Here is a 15,285-nt window from a genome sequence, read left to right as displayed (position 1 = left end):
ATAATCTATTATGAAAAACCTGAAAATTTTAGTAACTGCACTGATTGTTGGGCTTGGATTACTGAGCTTTACAACAACAGATCATGATAAAAGCAAAGCTCAGAAAGAGAATATTTCTGCAAAAGGCTATGAAGTAGGAGATGAAGCTGCGGATTTTAAGCTTAAAAATATTGATGGCAAAATGGTTTCTTTAAGCGATTTTAAGAGTGCAAAAGGATTTATTGTTGTATTTACCTGCAATCATTGCCCATACGCCAAGAAATATGAAGATAGAATTATTGAGCTGGATAAAAAATATAAAGCTCAGGGATATCCGGTAATCGCCATTAATCCCAATGATCCTAATGTACAGCCTGAAGACGGCTATCAGCAGATGATAGAAAGAGCAAAGCAAAAAGGGTTTACTTTCCCGTATCTGGTAGATGAAGGGCAGAAAATTTATCCGCAGTACGGAGCCACAAAGACGCCACATGTTTTTGTACTGAAGAAAGAGAACGGAAAGAATATCGTGAAATATATTGGTGCTATCGACAATAATTATGATAATCCGAATGATGTATCCGAATATTATGCTCAGGATGCCGTAAATGCTCTGATCAAAGGAGATCCTGTAAAAATGACAAAAACAGTAGCCATCGGATGTACAATTAAAGTAAAGAAATAATATATTTGTTTTCCTAAAGATAAGTCGGTGTTCTTTGAGCACCGATTTTTTATGCCTAATCCATTTTGAAATGAAATTACAATTCAGCCTGAAATATCTTCTTCTAACCGTATTTATTTTTCTTGTAGAGGTGTTGATTGCCACCAAACTAAGTCATATTTTCTTCGTAAGAGCTTATCTGGGAGATGTTATTGTGGTGATGCTTCTTTATACTTTCGTAAAGAGCTTTGTAAAAGTAAATAATGAAAAGCTGATTCTGGGGATTCTTATTTTTTCCTTTTTGATAGAATTTGCTCAGTATTTCAATATTGCGGAAAAATTAGGCTTCCGTCCTGGAAGCCTGATGTATATTGTTATCGGTAATTCTTTCTCATGGATAGATAACCTGTGCTATGCCATAGGCTGCCTGATTCTCTATCTTATTGTAAGGATGACAAAAACTGAAAACTTAACCTCAACCCCTAATCCCTAACCCCTGCAACCTAGCACCTATCTCCCAAAACTGTCATATTTATCCTCTGCATATTTGGTAAAGCGGTTCAGTAAAGCCACATTTTCCTTTTCCATAGGAGAAAGATCATTGTCTACATTGCTGGAAACCGGAATGTACCAGTCTGTTTGTTCAAAGAAATTTCTGTAGGTTTCTTTTTTGAAAGAGTAGCCATGTCTTGCAAATACGGAATTTTTGATGATCTCAAGATCCAGTTTTCTTAAGTTTTTAAGATCTTTTTCAGTCAGTTTCTGTTTGGATGCATTCAGCTTGAAAATTGCCTCTGAGGCTATACGGTTTTTAGACGTTTTATAGCTTTCTGTCTTTCCGGTATCTTCATCTTTGTACTTTTCTGTAAACTCCTTAGGATTGGACCAGTCTACCAGATCAGAATCTTTATCCAACATAAAATTAGGGTTGTAAACAAACTCTTTTTTAGTCAGTTTAAGTGTTTTTGAAGGCGCTTTAACCGTTGTTTTATCAAAGGCATTCCACTTTCCGGTTAAGCTGTCGCCTTTCAGTTTTACTTCAAACCTTCCATCTGTGTTGTCATTTCCCGGTTCATCCAGTACAAAAGACGCTGATGCTTCATTGAAAACTCCTCTGAACGGACGCTGATTGCCATTAACGATACTTTGTCCGTAAACACTGTCCTTGGTGATTCTGTTGATCTTTAAAGAAATTCTTTTATAGTTATCTACATCATATTCTGAACCGTCTGTCTCGTCAACTACTTTTTCCATTCCGGCAAACTCACCGGTATAAATTCCGTAATATTCTTTGTGAACCTCAGGAACAACAACAGAGTCCTTTTTTGCGGTGAGAGAATCTTTCCCCGATTCATTGGTCTTCCCCTCTTTTTTGCAGCTTGCCAAAGAAACGGCCAGTAAGGAAATCAATGTGTAATTTACAATTTTCATAGATGTTTTTTTGTGATTAAATATTCAATAATAAGGATATTGGGAATCCAGCCCAGCCATGCAATGATCTGATACACATCCATAGGATTGGGATGAAATAAATATACAATAATAACTTTCCACATTCTCAGGGTAATAGCAGATAATGTAAAAGCGAAACTGCGCCACATCCATTGTTTGTGTTCTTTAAATTTTTTCTGTCTTGCCAGCTGATATGCTTTAAACGTTGAAAACCACCATAAAAAGCCTAAAATGACAAAAGAAATCTTCGATAGAAGGCCTCCGTTGGCAAAGATTCCCATATAAATTCCTGAAGGTGCAGCAGAGATCAGAATGAGAAAAATATACACTTTTCCCATATTCCGGTGGAAATTTTTCAGTCCGAAATTCCGTCTGAGAATAGTCAGAAATCCTGAAAGAAGGACAAAAATACTTGTATATACGTGAGTATAGAAAAATATAAGATATTCAGATCTTTCTACAACTTCCGTCTGCTTAATCATCAGAAAACTGACCTCAGGATTCAATGGAATATACTCTAAGGTAATTTTTAACATCAGCCAAAAGAAATATCCGAATCCTATGATAAGAAGGATTCTAAAGAAAGAAGAAATATTTCTTTTAGCCGAGAGCATCCTGATTATTCAAAATTGACAATGAAAGGAAGATTAAACCAAATAAGTACAGGGTTTCCTTTATATTCCCCTGGTTTCCATTTTGCGGTCATAGATTTCATCACTCTTTCCACTTCATTATTAAGGGATTCATTGTCTCCGGTTATCTGAATCGTTTCTATATCACCTTTAGCATTAACGGAGAACTTTGCATTGGAACGGGATTTACCTTTTGGCCCTTTTATTCGGTTAGAATCAATTTTTTGAGTTACCTCCCGCATAAATACTGAAAGCCCGCCGGGATATTCTGCCTGTTTACTTTGTTCAGGCATATACTTATCTCTGGAATGATTTTCTGCAGGTTGTGTTTTGGCCTCCTGTGTCTGAGCAAAGACGAGCCCAAACCCAAGACATAAAATGAATGCTGATATTTTTTTCATGCTTTAATTTGTATTCTGGTTATTTATTTTCAAAAAACTCTATGACCAATTCATTGAACAGCTCTGGTTTTTCTTCGGGAACATAATGATTTGCATTGGGGATAATAGCTAATTGTCCTTTTGGGATAGATTCTGCGATTTTTACCGTATGTTCCGTTTTTATAAGATCATTATCACCAGCAATGATCAATGATGGGCACTGAATTTTATTCAGATCTTCATACTTCCATTGAGGATACTTCAAATCCAGATTGAGAAGATCAATAAAGATATCATTTTTATGGTCTTTATTCTCTTTAGTAAGGCTCACGAGCATTTCTTTCATGGATTTTAAATCATTATCTTTAACTCCTTCCGGAAAAATATTGGCTCCCGAGCATGCTATTTTGTCTACCATCTCCGGATATTTCATGGCCATAGACAGTGCGAGAATTCCTCCGTCACTCCAGCCAAGAATTTTTGTTTTTTTGATGTTCAGCTTCTCTAAAAACTGCTTAATATCCTCTGTCTGAATATCAAAAGTAAGTTCTTTCGTTTTGTCATAAGTAGACCTTCCCCGTTCACGGCAATCTATAATGATCACTTTATATTTTTTAGCAAATGTATCTTTTTGGTTCATAAAGGCACTGATGGATTGGCCATTGCCATGAAGCATAAGAACCGGCTCACCTTCTCCATAAACTTCATAGTATAATTTGATACCATTAACATCCATAAATTTTCCTTCCGGCATTGCTCCGATAATACCACGGCCTCTGATCAACAAAGATTTGCTGCCACTGAATGGTTTGTAATCTGAAGTTTCAATTGTAAAATGTTTTACGTGCTTTATTTTCTGAGAACGGATTCCTTCAAACCAACCATTTGAAGATGCAATCTCTTTTTCAAAACCTGAGTTTTCCAACGGAATTTCAGTCCATTTTTTTGACTTCCCATCATTGACTTCCAACTTAAAATCGTCAAAATAAAAATCCCCGTTGCTTTGTGCAAAAGCTCCGATATTCATGGTCTTCGCAGATGGATTGATGGTTCCTTTTATTTCGTAGGTTTTCCATTCATGGGTTACCTGGATTCCATAATATTGATTTTCAAAGAAACTAGTAGACTCATCTTTATTATCTATTCTGCACCATAACCCACAATTGGAACCATTATCCTCATTATCTTTTCTGATTTTTGCTGTTATACGGAAGTTCCAGTTAGGCTTATTTTCTATATTGACAGCCTGTGTAAGTGAAGTCCAGTCAGAGACAATCGTTTTTTCCTGGCTGTATCCTAAAAAGAACCAGAATAAAAGAAAGAAAGCGAGATTTTTTTTCATGTTTATAGTTTTTAGTAAAAATAATACTTTTTTATAAGGTGTTGAGATCCTGTGCAATAAGCCATCCTTCACTCCAGCATGCCTGAAAATTGAAACCGCCCGTTACGGCATCTATATTTAAGACTTCTCCGGCAATATAGAAATTTGGAAGTAGTTTTGAAGACATGTTTTTAAAGTTAATTTCCTTTAAATCAACACCTCCGGCCGTTACAAACTCATCTTTAAAAGTTGATTTTCCGGTCACCTGAAATTTCTTCCTGCAAAGATTTTCAAGGATTTTCTGCATTTCCTTTCCGGAAATATTAGCCACCTGTTTGTTGAGGTCAACGTTTGAAATATCTAAAATTTTCTGCCAGAACCTGTTGGTAATGTCGAAGATCTTAGACTGTCCGATGGTTTTTTTAGGATTGCTTTGTTTAAAATTATTAAAAATTTCTTCTGCTTCATCCGTTTCAACCGAAATAAAATTAACTTCAATTTCAAAGTTATATTTGAGTTTTGCCAGGCTTATAGCCTCCCATGCAGAAATTTTCAAAACAGCAGGCCCGGAAAGTCCCCAGTGGGTAATAAGCAGCGGCCCGCTTTCCTCGGTTTTCAGCTTCGGGATTGAAATTCCTGCATTTTCAAAGCTTGTTCCCGGAAGATCTTTCAGTAATTCATCTTTAATATTAAAAGTAAAAAGGGAAGGAACAAGGTCTACAATCTTATGACCCAGATTTTCAACTATTTTTAAAGATTTTGGAGAGCTTCCGGTAGTATAAACAATATAATCTGCCTCAAAATCCCCTGAATTGGTTTTTACGATATATTTTTCGTCCTGTTTTTCTATCTCTTTTACCGTACATTTTGTTTTTACAGAGACATTTTTCTTTTGGGCTTCATTCAGAAAAGTATTAATGATAGTCTGAGAAGAATTGCTTTCAGGAAAAGTTCTGTTGTCATTTTCAATTTTCAACGGAACATTACGTTGATCAAACCATTCCATTGTATCTCCAGGCTGAAATTTGCTGAAAACACTTAATAGTTCCTTGTTTCCACGAGGATAAAACTGAACAAGTTCTCTGGGGTCAAAGCATGCGTGAGTCACATTACAACGTCCGCCTCCGGAAATTTTAACTTTCTGAAGGACATCCGAGTTCTGTTCTAAAATCGTAATTGTATATTTCTTTTCGTCAAGATTGGATGCACAGAAAAAGCCTGCAGCACCGCCTCCGATAATAATGATCTGTTTCATGTATATGTAATCCTATGCGGAAGATTATTTTTTCAAAAGTACAATTTTTATAAACCATCTTATTTGAGTATTTTTGAAGATTATTATTTTATAATACCCAAAAACGATTTTCAAATGATTTTCTACCATAAATTTGAAGTGCGATGGAGCGATCTTGATGCTAATAAGCACTTAGCCAACTCATCATATGTACAATATTGTGCGCAAGCCAGAATGGCTTTTATGACTAAAGAGAAAATGGGAGTAACCCAGCTAAGCAGATGGGGAATTGGTCCTGTGATCCTGCATGAAAGATATTCTTTCTTCAAAGAAATCTATGCAGATCAGATCGTCATTGTAAGTGTCGAAATAGACGGATGTGCAGAAGATTCTTCTATCTACCGTTTTGTACACAAGTTCTATACTCCGGACGGGATGCACTGTGCTACTGCGGAAGCTACAGGAGTATGGATTGATATGATGCTTAGGAAAATGACCACGCCGCCGGATGATGTAGTGGAAGCAATGAATAAGTATAAAAGCCCGGAAACTGTTGTATTGTCAAAAGAAGACTTTAAAAAATTTCCTTTCCACCCACACAACATAGACCCGGCAGAACTTACTCAATAATTCAAAGTTTAAAATTCAAGGTGATGATGATTTTCAAAGTCATTAATACATTTTACATTAGACATTAATACAAAACAATCATGTTTGAAGATAAATCACAGGAGCTGACGCCCATTTCAAAATTAGGAGAATTCGGTCTTATTAAGCATTTGACAGAACATTTTCCGCTATCCAATGAGTCTTCGGAGCTTGGAGTGGGAGATGATGCGGCAGTAATCAATCCTGATAATAAAAAAGTAGTTCTTACAACAGATGTACTGGCGGAAGGAGTGCACTTCAATCTGGGGTATGTGCCGTTGAAGCACTTAGGATATAAAGCTGTCGTGGTAAACCTTAGTGATATTGCAGCAATGAATGCAACTCCTACACAGATACTGGTTTCTCTTGCCGTTTCTAACCGTTTTCCGGTGGAAGCTTTAGAAGAAATCTATTCCGGAATTCAAGCTGCTTGTGGAAGATACAAAGTTGATCTGATTGGAGGAGATACTACAAGTTCCAATTCAGGGCTGGTAATGAGCATTACTGCTGTAGGGATTGAAAATGAAGAAAATATCGTAAAAAGAAGCGGAGCAAAACCTAATGATCTTCTTGTGGTAACAGGAGATTTAGGCGGCGCCTACATGGGTTTACAGATTCTGGAAAGAGAACATGCTGTGTATCTTGCAGATCCGAACATGCAGCCGGAAATGGAAGGATACGACTATATCCTGGAAAGACAGCTGAAGCCTGAAGCAAGAACAGACGTTAAAACGATTCTGGAAGAACTGGATATAAAGCCGACTTCTATGATCGATATTTCAGATGGTCTGGCTTCCGAAATTCTTCACCTTTCAGATCAGTCGAAAGTAGGATTCAGGTTGTATGAAGAAAAAGTACCATTGGATAATCTTACGATTTCTACTGCAGATGAAATGAATCTGAATCCGGTAATGACTGCTTTAAGTGGTGGTGAAGATTATGAACTTCTGTTCACGATTTCACCGGATGATTTTGATAAAATTAAAAACCACCCGGATTTTACCATTATAGGACATGCTGTAGACAAAGAAGAAGGAAACTTTATGGTAGCGAGAGGATCTAACCAGCTGGTAGCACTTACTGCTCAGGGTTGGGACGCTTTTTTAAACCAATAAAACCGAAAAATTATATTTAATTTTAAATATTGTAAGAAAACCGCAGCACTTTTTTTGCTGTGGTTTTTGTTTATAGTTAAATACTTTATCATACAGTAATGATTACACCAGAAAAAGAAATCCCGGTTCATCATCTGACTTCTGAAGAATTTCAGATGAGTACTTTGAGCGCGGCAGGTCCGGAGAATTTTCACGATGTTCACCGGCATAATTTTTTTGAAATTATCTGGTTCAGGGAGGTGTATGAAAACAGCCGTTTAGAACTGGATTTTGAAAGCTATCAACTTAAGAATAATCAAATCTGTATTATTGCACCGGGACAGGCATTCAATATGAAACTGGAAGGAGAAGAAGGGTATGCAATGGCCATAAGCAGGGAAATTTTCAACGAAGCCTGTGATATAGAATCTGTACTCACAGGAGGAGAACTTCCCTTTTTTTTAAATCCGAAAAACGAAAAAACCTGCAGTACAATTATATCACTGATTGAGCAGGAATATAAAACATTATCAAGAACTGAACTCTTAAAGGCATACCTGAAAGCATTTTGTATCATCATCGGAGAGCAAATCAACCCTCAGGAACCTTTATTGAATGACCGTCAGCGCATTCAGGAACTGGTGGGGCTTATTGAGAGGCATTATATAGGACATAAAGAAACAGGTTTCTACGCTGATCAGTTGAAGATAAGTACGCATCATCTTAATGATATTGTGCGCCTTTTGAGAGGAACAACGGTAAAAAAAATGATTTCCCAGCGTCTTATCCTGGAAGCTAAAAGAGAACTAAGCTTTGGAGCTCTCACAGTAAAGGAAATTGCTTTTAAACTTGGTTTTAACGATGCTTCATATTTTTCAAGGTTTTTTAAGAAACATACGAACCAAAATCCTGACAACTTTAAGAATAATGAAAAACGGTAATCTTCAATATTTACTGTAATTATGTGCTTAAATTAGTAATTTTGATTTATTATTGTATTTGAATCTTCAGTTTGTCCTATACTTCCTTCAGTTCTTTTATTGAAATATGATGCTTTTTACATCAACTTTGCAGCTGAAAAACCGGCTGTGAAGGCTTATGTATTTTATGAAGAAGAATTTGAATATTGTGGTGTTTATTTTAGCACTGCTCAACACATTGGAGTCGCTAAGTATAGATCTTTATCTTCCCGCTTTCCCAAGTATGGCCCAAATTTTTAATACCGATATCGGACATATTCAGATATCCATTTCGGTGTTCTTTGCCGGGTTTGCTTTCGGGCAATTGTTATGGGGACCTTTATCCGATAAAAAAGGGAGAAAACCCATGCTGTACTGCGGGCTTTTACTTTTTATTATAGGAGCAACGGCTATCTATTTTACCTCAGATATTTATGTGTTATGGGCAATGCGTTTTCTGCAGGCGTTCGGAGGAAGTGCCGGAATTGTTATCGGAAGGGCAATTATTATTGATCTTTATGATAAACAGAAATCGGTAACCATCTTTTCCCAGCAGTCTCAGATCAGTGGTATCGCTCCCATTGTAGCTCCGTTACTGGGAAGTGTTTTTCTTAAATTCTGGGGCTGGAACAGTTCTTTTGGATTTTTATGCATTATGGGACTGATAACACTTTTCATGGTATACAAATATGTACCGGAAACCAATAGCAGAATCAACCTTCCGGATGAGGAACTGGTGAATGAAAAAGGATTAAAAGACCAGCTGAAAATGATTATTTCCAACAAAGATTTTATCAACAGTACGATGGTGGGAAGTATTGCGTTTGCTTCCCTTATTATCTACATCTCGAATGCCCCATTTTTATTCATGGAAATCCATGGTTTCTCAAGCAGTGTGTTCAGTTTTATATTTGCTTTTAATTCCCTGGCATTGATAACAGCAGCTTATATTACGCCTAAACTGATCAAAAGGATAAGCAATTCATCGCTTTTATTTACGGCTACCATTGTATTACTGGTTGTATGTTCCCTTCATATTCTGATTGCCGCTGAAAATGTTTCTGTAGCCCTGGAAATTGCGATGCTTTATCTTTCATTACTGGCTATTGGTATTTTATTTCCTATTACATCCGCCCATGCGTTGTCTCCATTTAAAGAAGGAAGAGGAACAGCGGCGGCTTTGCTTGGATTCATGCAGCTGATGGTTACATTTTTAATGTCAGCATTACTTGGGTTTTTAGAAGCAGATTCTATAATTCCAATGGTGGTAACACGCTCTGCTATGGCATTGATTGCTGTGTGGTTCGGATATCGCATTTTTAAAGCTCAAAAAAGAGAAAATTTAAATACCAGTTCTAATCCGGAAACTCATCCTCTTATTTGATCCTGTTGTCATACAATCCAGACACTTAATCAAGTAATTTTTGTAAAAAATAACCAAAGGGCTCTCTTTGCATAAAATTTAAAATATGAAAAGAACCCTTTCGACGGTTTTATGCTGTTTATTGCCATTAGGTTATTGGGTAAGTGCACAATCCGGAATCTCTGCAGAACTGAAAACAGAATATATTCCGGGCTCAAACTATATCCGCCCTGAAGACAGCACAAAGACGAATTCCAAAAGTGATTTTAAAAGAATAGATCTTAACCTCAGTATTCCATTATCTGTAAAAAAAGATACCGACGGGAAAGTAAGGTCATGGTCTATGCTGTTGAGCGGATCTTACGCAAAGATGGCACACAAAAATTACGAAACCCAGTTATTTCCGGATCAGATGCTGAATGCGCAGGTCGGGATACAGCATCTGAGACCTTTAGGTAAAAAGTGGAGTATGATGATGACAGCATCGGTGGGAGTGTATACAGACCTTGAAAGAGTCAGTTTTGATGATGTGCTGGGACAGGGAGGACTTTTATTTATCAGACATTTTAATCCTACTCTTTCATTGGGTGGAGGGCCTGTTCTTACCACTGCCTTTGGAGTTCCTATGATTTTACCATGGATTTATTTTGACTGGAAGACCAATGGAAAAATTAAGTTCAACATCAATTTCCCGCAAGGGATGGAAGCCGGTTATCTGTTTTCAGATAAATTTGCTTTAAAAGCTGTTGTAGATCTCAACGGGATGACGGTAGAGAGAAATGTAGGCGGAAAATCTATGCTGTTGGGCTACCAGCAGATCACTGCGGGACTCAGACCAGAATTGAAAATCAATGACAGACTTACGTTGCGTCTCACAGGTGGAACGGCAATACTGAGAAGTTTCAACGAAAATGACCGTAAGATCAAAAATATTTTCAGAGACAAAAAAGTAGCGGATCCAAGATTTGCAAGTACATTCTACGCTGCAGTATCGCTACGCTGGAATCTGCCATAAGAAAAAATAAACTGGAGGCTGAGAACATACAATATTGAATACAATGAGTTAATTATTCATTGTGCTTTATAACTCCCAGCTTCCGGCTTATTTCTTCCAGCTACTTACTTATTAATTTTTTATACACCACCTGATTAAGCAATTCTTCTTTTCGGGTACGGGAAATCGGAAGCTCAATTTTATTAATGAAAAGCCGTCCTCCCGAGATCATATCAATATGGGTAATATTGATGAGGTAGGATTTGTGAATCCGGAAAAAATGATCTGAAGGAAGAGATTCCTCAATGGCTTTCATCGTCTGATGAATAATCAGAGATTTATCCTTAAAATGAAGCTTGGTGTAATTCTGCATACTTTCAATGTACAAAATATCTACCCAGGAAACCTTAATAAATGAGTCAGACTGCCTCACATACAAAAAAGGATCATCCAGAGAAGTATTCTTTTTCAATTTTTCACTGATGATAAACTGTTGCTGTGCCTTATTCACTGCCTGATAAAAACGGTTAAAAGCAATGGGTTTTAAAAGATAATCTACAACCTGCAAACGAAATCCCTCCAGAGCATATTCAGAATAAGCCGTGGTAAGAATACACAAAGGAGGATTTTCCAGCTGTTCCAGAAACTCCAGACCGGTAAGATAAGGCATATTGATATCAAGGAAAAGTAGATCTATTTCGCTCTCTTTTACTTTGGCATCTGCTTCCAGTGCTGTAGCGCATGTACCTTCAACAGATAAAAAGTCAATTTGACCGGCCAGTTCTTTAAGATGAAATCTGGCCAGAGGTTCATCATCTATAATCAGGCATTTCATTTTAGGAATATTAGAGCTCATGATAGTCAGATAAAGTTAAAATTAAAGTTATTTTGAAGGTATGATGATCTGATTCAATTTTTAGATCGTGAGAGTCAGGATATTGCAGTTTTAAACGTTTTTTTACATTTTGAAGGCCAATTCCGCCCGCTCCGTCTTTCTTTTTATAGGTTGCCATATCAGAATAGGAATTTTCAACATAAAAATAGAGATTATTGCTTTTTTCTTTACAGGAGATTTTTATATACCCTTTATGTCCGGGAAGCCTGCAGACATACTTAAAGGCATTTTCTATAAAAGGAACCAGCAGTAACGGAGCAATAAAAGCTTTCCTGTTATCAATTTCCCATGAAGCTTTTACATCCAGTTCATTTCCCCATCTCAATTTTTCTACCTCAACAAGATTCTGAAGGTATTCAATATCTTTATCCAAAGGTACCAATGGCTGATTGCAATGATACAGCTGATACCGGAGAATATCCGAAAACTTCATCAGTAAAAAGTCCGCAAGCTGTGTATCCGTTTTCATCAGAATATGAATATGATTCAGAATATTGAATACAACATGAGGGTTGATCTGATCCTGTAAAAGTTTAAGCTGGTTTTCCAGATGCGCTTGCTGGAGAAGAATATGATCACGTTCTATTCTTCCGTGTTCCTTATAAAATTTTATACCGCATGCTGCTCCATTGATCAGAAAAGAAGCAGGTAAAGACATGTAAAAGCCTTTCCACAAAAAAGGAAGTTGGTCTGAAAAATTCTTTGGAAGCTGATCTTTGGGTGCAACTTCAAGATAGGTGAAGACAAAAGAGAATACCAGACTGAGCAGGAAAATAACAAGTACCGCCTGTACCAGAAACAATTTCATTTTCTTTTCCAGAAGAGCTTTCGGTAAAAATTTATTGGTTAAAAAATGAGTCAATATAAATGAGAAGACTGCAATAATCGCAGCCTGAGTCATTGCAAGATATTTTTCTGTTGTACTTTGGAAATTAAACCACAATACAATAGCGAGAACAAGCCAGAAAATAAAAGTGAATATATATTCTTTTAAAACAAAAGATTTTGTCATGGAAATGGAAATAGGTTGATAAAAAAATTAGAAACTGCAGGGAAACAGTTTCTAACAGGTAAAGATAATTTAAGTTTTTTAGAACAGGAAATAACCTATTCCGAGGGAAAAACTGTGGGGTTTGGACTTAAAGTCTTTACTGATGCTTGAAAGACCGGTTTCATACCTAAGATCTACTGTGAAGTTCTTATAATCTACTCCAACACCTCCCGTAATGCCAATATTGGATTTGTCAAAATTTTTAAATCCCTCCTGAAAAGCCTGAGAAGTAGATACTTTATTGTTAAAGGCGTAGCTGTAAACACCTCCGGCAAATAATCTTACATTAAAATCATCTGCTTTAATCAGTTTATATCCTACTACTACAGGAATATCAATAGCGTTCCAGGAAAGTTTTGAAGAGTTCCCGTCTTGGGATGTGTATGATGTCTTTCTTTTGTTGAACAGAGCTTCTCCCTGTACATATAACTTTCCGAGATCTACTCTTGTCATTACTCCTGCCTGATAGCCGAGTCCATATTTCCCTTCCAAAGAAGATTCCGTTGAGGTTTTTGTAAAGTTTGCCCCTCCCTTGACCCCAATGTGAAAAGCCGGAGCTTGTTGTGCTTTCGTTTCTATACCGCAAAAAATACATAATAACAATGTACTTAGAGCGAAAAATTGCTGCTTCATAATTAATTGTGTTAAAAATCTGATACAAAACAACAACTATGAAGTGGGGAGTGAAATTTTATTTGATGAACGGCAAAGATACTTTGACAAGACTCTGTTTTAGGATGAAAAATAAAAAACCGGAAGTATCACTACTCCCGGTTTGCTATTACTAATACGGTTGTTCTTCACAAATAGATGGAGGGTTGCATCCACCGCCGCCTCCGCCAGGGTTTCCACCTCCTCCTACAGCGATGCATTGTCCCGGATTTCCGTCTTCATACATTTCACATGCATATCCCCAGGCACATTGGCAGTCGTCCTGACAATTGTAAGAGTTGCCTCCCATATGGCAGCCGTCTATTCCGCTGCCCAGAATTACAGATAAGTCCTTTCTCAAAAGTTTTTTCATTGTTTTCATGATTAATTTGGTGTTAAATGTTATTGTTTAAAATTGTACATTCTTGTAAATATAATAAAATTGTCTTAATGGATTGTAAATGAATTGCATGCAGATGCATTATACGAAGAAAGCCACTACAAGAGCGGCTTTCTTATGATAGTTAAACGTTTTGTCTTAGAAACTGAAATCCTTTTGATACAGCATATATTCTTTTTTGAAAAGAGGAATCGTTCCTTCATATCTGAGAGGAGCTATTCCAAAACCATAAAACATATCAGCCTGAATTTTGCCTTTTACAGAGATCACACCTTTTCTTTCAGGTATGAATGTTAACCCTAAAGATGAAAGAGCAGAAGCTCTTCCTCTTAATCCGGAATTGGCAATAGGAATAGAAATAAACATCAGCCCTACTGCTCCCTTAGCTTCTAAACCTGCTTCAGCAGATAAGTTTCCTTCTGCTCCTGTGATGGCGGGATCTGATTTCTTTTGAAGATTTATGTTAATCGCTGGAGTTTTGCTTACCAAAAAGTTAGCATTTCCTTCAAGATCCAAAAGTTGTCCCTGTACTTTTCCTGTTGCCTGTACTCCCAGAAATGGTCCGGCAGAAAGAGTGGGACTTAAGATCAGTCCGGTAGGTCCTAAAACGATAGGAACAATAGGAATATTCAGGTAGTCTGTAGTACTTGCCGTATAGCCAAGACTTCCTACAATACTTGCTGTGCTCTGAAGTTTGATATCATCCATGATGAGGTTAACATAAAAATTGGACAAATGCCCCCACGAGAATGTAATATTGTAATCAATTTTTGGAGTAAATCCACCTTTTACATTTACACTGGATGTACCCGCTGAAGATAGAGGGAATGAAAAGGTTTTATTAAAATCAAAACGGTTGAAAGCAATTATTTTCTGGTTTTGAATGTTTTTTGCTTCAATAGAAAGTATTTTTTGATTGATTTGCTCAGAAATCATACCTTCTACAGGAACATAGTTTACCATTCTTCCGTCAATATTAACAGGTGCTTTACCTGATGGGTCATAAACCCCGCTCAATGTTCCGCTATAGATAAATTCTTCAAGTTTTGCACTGGAAGTCTGTACTTTAAACTGGTTATTCAATGTAGAAACAGAACTTACTTTTGAAAGAATGGTACTCACCTGATCACCTTCTATCTTAGTTCCTACAATAACAGTTCCTACCGAAATACTGTCTGTTTGCGGAGTTGTTCGGCTAAATGTAATTTCTCCGTCATTATGAGTGGAAATTGCATTTACCGATTCATCATTCAGAATAATAACATTCTTCTGTAAGGTCAGATTTCCCAAAGTCTTCATCTGAACAGACTCTGCAGGTTTTTCAACAGGTGCATCCGCGAGATCATCCTGAGAACAAGACGTTAAAAGAAAGAAACAGAAAAAAGATAAAAGAAGGGAAAAGTAAAATTTTCTGTTGATTTTGAAGTGGCTAGATTTCATTTTCATATACAGTGATTTTAAGTTTTCTCTAAATTAGGTGAATTTTTTAAGATTTACAAAATAATAGTGTTGAATTAGTGTCAATAACATAATTAATTTTAGTAATGTTTTTGAATATAAAAAAGAAA

Annotated in this window: 17 protein-coding genes; 7 read left to right on the top strand and 10 right to left on the bottom strand. The window is 36.7% G+C overall.

Features of this window, described 5'->3' with window-relative positions:
* Positions 1-10 precede the first annotated feature (10 nt).
* On the top strand, positions 11-664 hold the full coding sequence (locus SFA27_RS22800; protein WP_407295154.1) for a thioredoxin family protein: 654 nt from the start codon (positions 11-13) through the stop codon (positions 662-664).
* 70 nt (positions 665-734) lie between these two features.
* Positions 735-1,136: a DUF2809 domain-containing protein gene (locus SFA27_RS22795; protein WP_047376004.1), complete on the top strand. Its 402-nt coding sequence runs from the start codon at positions 735-737 to the stop codon at positions 1,134-1,136.
* A gap of 17 nt (positions 1,137-1,153) precedes the next feature.
* On the opposite strand, the gene SFA27_RS22790 is transcribed toward SFA27_RS22795, so the two are convergent.
* Genes SFA27_RS22790 through SFA27_RS22770 form a run of 5 tightly spaced genes read right to left on the bottom strand, consistent with a single transcriptional unit; the run spans position 1,154 to position 5,683 of the window.
* The gene (locus tag SFA27_RS22790) at positions 1,154-2,074 is read right to left on the bottom strand and encodes a YARHG domain-containing protein (protein ID WP_407295152.1); all 921 of its coding nucleotides are present in this window, start codon (positions 2,072-2,074) and stop codon (positions 1,154-1,156) included.
* Positions 2,071-2,709 carry a DUF2306 domain-containing protein gene (locus SFA27_RS22785; RefSeq protein WP_052184624.1) on the bottom strand — a complete coding sequence of 213 codons (639 nt, stop codon included), beginning with the start codon at positions 2,707-2,709 and terminating at the stop codon, positions 2,071-2,073. The genes SFA27_RS22790 and SFA27_RS22785 overlap by 4 nt, the downstream gene beginning before the upstream one ends.
* A 5-nt stretch (positions 2,710-2,714) precedes the next feature.
* The gene (locus SFA27_RS22780) at positions 2,715-3,128 is read right to left on the bottom strand and encodes a hypothetical protein (RefSeq protein ID WP_407295149.1); all 414 of its coding nucleotides are present in this window, start codon (positions 3,126-3,128) and stop codon (positions 2,715-2,717) included.
* A gap of 19 nt (positions 3,129-3,147) precedes the next feature.
* Complete coding sequence (locus tag SFA27_RS22775) at positions 3,148-4,449, bottom strand: alpha/beta fold hydrolase (protein WP_407295147.1); 1,302 nt, start codon at positions 4,447-4,449, stop codon at positions 3,148-3,150.
* 31 nt (positions 4,450-4,480) lie between these two features.
* Positions 4,481-5,683, bottom strand: a complete 1,203-nt coding sequence (locus SFA27_RS22770; protein ID WP_407295144.1) for an NAD(P)/FAD-dependent oxidoreductase — start codon at positions 5,681-5,683, stop codon at positions 4,481-4,483.
* Positions 5,684-5,797: 114 nt separating this feature from the next.
* Between SFA27_RS22770 and SFA27_RS22765 the strand changes: the two genes are divergently transcribed.
* The 5 genes from SFA27_RS22765 to SFA27_RS22745 all read left to right on the top strand — a co-directional run bounded on the left by SFA27_RS22765 (position 5,798) and on the right by SFA27_RS22745 (position 10,741).
* Complete coding sequence (locus SFA27_RS22765; protein ID WP_047376015.1) at positions 5,798-6,292, top strand: thioesterase family protein; 495 nt, start codon at positions 5,798-5,800, stop codon at positions 6,290-6,292.
* A gap of 80 nt (positions 6,293-6,372) precedes the next feature.
* Positions 6,373-7,425, top strand: coding sequence for a thiamine-phosphate kinase (thiL, locus tag SFA27_RS22760; protein WP_047376017.1), 1,053 nt, complete (start codon positions 6,373-6,375; stop codon positions 7,423-7,425).
* Between the two features lie 98 nt (positions 7,426-7,523).
* Positions 7,524-8,345, top strand: a complete 822-nt coding sequence (locus tag SFA27_RS22755; RefSeq protein ID WP_407295140.1) for a helix-turn-helix domain-containing protein — start codon at positions 7,524-7,526, stop codon at positions 8,343-8,345.
* A 166-nt stretch (positions 8,346-8,511) separates the two neighbouring features.
* The gene (locus tag SFA27_RS22750; RefSeq protein WP_185097819.1) at positions 8,512-9,747 is read left to right on the top strand and encodes a multidrug effflux MFS transporter; all 1,236 of its coding nucleotides are present in this window, start codon (positions 8,512-8,514) and stop codon (positions 9,745-9,747) included.
* A gap of 85 nt (positions 9,748-9,832) precedes the next feature.
* Positions 9,833-10,741 carry a DUF6268 family outer membrane beta-barrel protein gene (locus SFA27_RS22745; protein ID WP_407295136.1) on the top strand — a complete coding sequence of 303 codons (909 nt, stop codon included), beginning with the start codon at positions 9,833-9,835 and terminating at the stop codon, positions 10,739-10,741.
* Between the two features lie 100 nt (positions 10,742-10,841).
* On the opposite strand, the gene SFA27_RS22740 is transcribed toward SFA27_RS22745, so the two are convergent.
* From SFA27_RS22740 to SFA27_RS22720, 5 genes are all read right to left on the bottom strand, one after another.
* Positions 10,842-11,576, bottom strand: coding sequence for a LytTR family DNA-binding domain-containing protein (locus SFA27_RS22740; RefSeq protein WP_047376029.1), 735 nt, complete (start codon positions 11,574-11,576; stop codon positions 10,842-10,844).
* The gene (locus SFA27_RS22735) at positions 11,566-12,627 is read right to left on the bottom strand and encodes a sensor histidine kinase (protein ID WP_407295133.1); all 1,062 of its coding nucleotides are present in this window, start codon (positions 12,625-12,627) and stop codon (positions 11,566-11,568) included. The genes SFA27_RS22740 and SFA27_RS22735 overlap by 11 nt, the downstream gene beginning before the upstream one ends.
* 78 nt (positions 12,628-12,705) lie before the next feature.
* Positions 12,706-13,299, bottom strand: a complete 594-nt coding sequence (locus SFA27_RS22730) for a porin family protein (protein ID WP_407295130.1) — start codon at positions 13,297-13,299, stop codon at positions 12,706-12,708.
* A gap of 151 nt (positions 13,300-13,450) precedes the next feature.
* Positions 13,451-13,690: a hypothetical protein gene (locus tag SFA27_RS22725; RefSeq protein ID WP_255813335.1), complete on the bottom strand. Its 240-nt coding sequence runs from the start codon at positions 13,688-13,690 to the stop codon at positions 13,451-13,453.
* A 165-nt stretch (positions 13,691-13,855) separates the two neighbouring features.
* Positions 13,856-15,163 (bottom strand): hypothetical protein, encoded by a 1,308-nt coding sequence (locus SFA27_RS22720; protein WP_407295128.1) that lies wholly within the window; start codon positions 15,161-15,163, stop codon positions 13,856-13,858.
* Between the last annotated feature and the right edge of the window lie 122 nt (positions 15,164-15,285).

The organism is Chryseobacterium sp. HR92 (assembly GCF_045689405.1).
GTDB lineage: Bacteria > Bacteroidota > Bacteroidia > Flavobacteriales > Weeksellaceae > Chryseobacterium > Chryseobacterium viscerum_A.
Note: the sequence above shows the minus strand (reverse complement) of the source record. Positions and strands in the feature narration are given on the sequence as shown.

Excerpts from the sequence above, each read along its gene's own strand:
- SFA27_RS22800 (WP_407295154.1), top strand. The coding sequence starts at position 11 with ATGAAAAACCTGAAAATTTTAGTAACTGCACTGATTGTTGGGCTTGGA.
- SFA27_RS22795 (WP_047376004.1), top strand. The coding sequence starts at position 735 with ATGAAATTACAATTCAGCCTGAAATATCTTCTTCTAACCGTATTTATT.
- SFA27_RS22790 (WP_407295152.1), bottom strand. The coding sequence starts at position 2,074 with ATGAAAATTGTAAATTACACATTGATTTCCTTACTGGCCGTTTCTTTG.
- SFA27_RS22785 (WP_052184624.1), bottom strand. The coding sequence starts at position 2,709 with ATGCTCTCGGCTAAAAGAAATATTTCTTCTTTCTTTAGAATCCTTCTT.
- SFA27_RS22780 (WP_407295149.1), bottom strand. The coding sequence starts at position 3,128 with ATGAAAAAAATATCAGCATTCATTTTATGTCTTGGGTTTGGGCTCGTC.
- SFA27_RS22775 (WP_407295147.1), bottom strand. The coding sequence starts at position 4,449 with ATGAAAAAAAATCTCGCTTTCTTTCTTTTATTCTGGTTCTTTTTAGGA.
- SFA27_RS22770 (WP_407295144.1), bottom strand. The coding sequence starts at position 5,683 with ATGAAACAGATCATTATTATCGGAGGCGGTGCTGCAGGCTTTTTCTGT.
- SFA27_RS22765 (WP_047376015.1), top strand. The coding sequence starts at position 5,798 with ATGATTTTCTACCATAAATTTGAAGTGCGATGGAGCGATCTTGATGCT.
- thiL (WP_047376017.1), top strand. The coding sequence starts at position 6,373 with ATGTTTGAAGATAAATCACAGGAGCTGACGCCCATTTCAAAATTAGGA.
- SFA27_RS22755 (WP_407295140.1), top strand. The coding sequence starts at position 7,524 with ATGATTACACCAGAAAAAGAAATCCCGGTTCATCATCTGACTTCTGAA.
- SFA27_RS22750 (WP_185097819.1), top strand. The coding sequence starts at position 8,512 with ATGAAGAAGAATTTGAATATTGTGGTGTTTATTTTAGCACTGCTCAAC.
- SFA27_RS22745 (WP_407295136.1), top strand. The coding sequence starts at position 9,833 with ATGAAAAGAACCCTTTCGACGGTTTTATGCTGTTTATTGCCATTAGGT.
- SFA27_RS22740 (WP_047376029.1), bottom strand. The coding sequence starts at position 11,576 with ATGAGCTCTAATATTCCTAAAATGAAATGCCTGATTATAGATGATGAA.
- SFA27_RS22735 (WP_407295133.1), bottom strand. The coding sequence starts at position 12,627 with ATGACAAAATCTTTTGTTTTAAAAGAATATATATTCACTTTTATTTTC.
- SFA27_RS22730 (WP_407295130.1), bottom strand. The coding sequence starts at position 13,299 with ATGAAGCAGCAATTTTTCGCTCTAAGTACATTGTTATTATGTATTTTT.
- SFA27_RS22725 (WP_255813335.1), bottom strand. The coding sequence starts at position 13,690 with ATGAAAAAACTTTTGAGAAAGGACTTATCTGTAATTCTGGGCAGCGGA.
- SFA27_RS22720 (WP_407295128.1), bottom strand. The coding sequence starts at position 15,163 with ATGAAAATGAAATCTAGCCACTTCAAAATCAACAGAAAATTTTACTTT.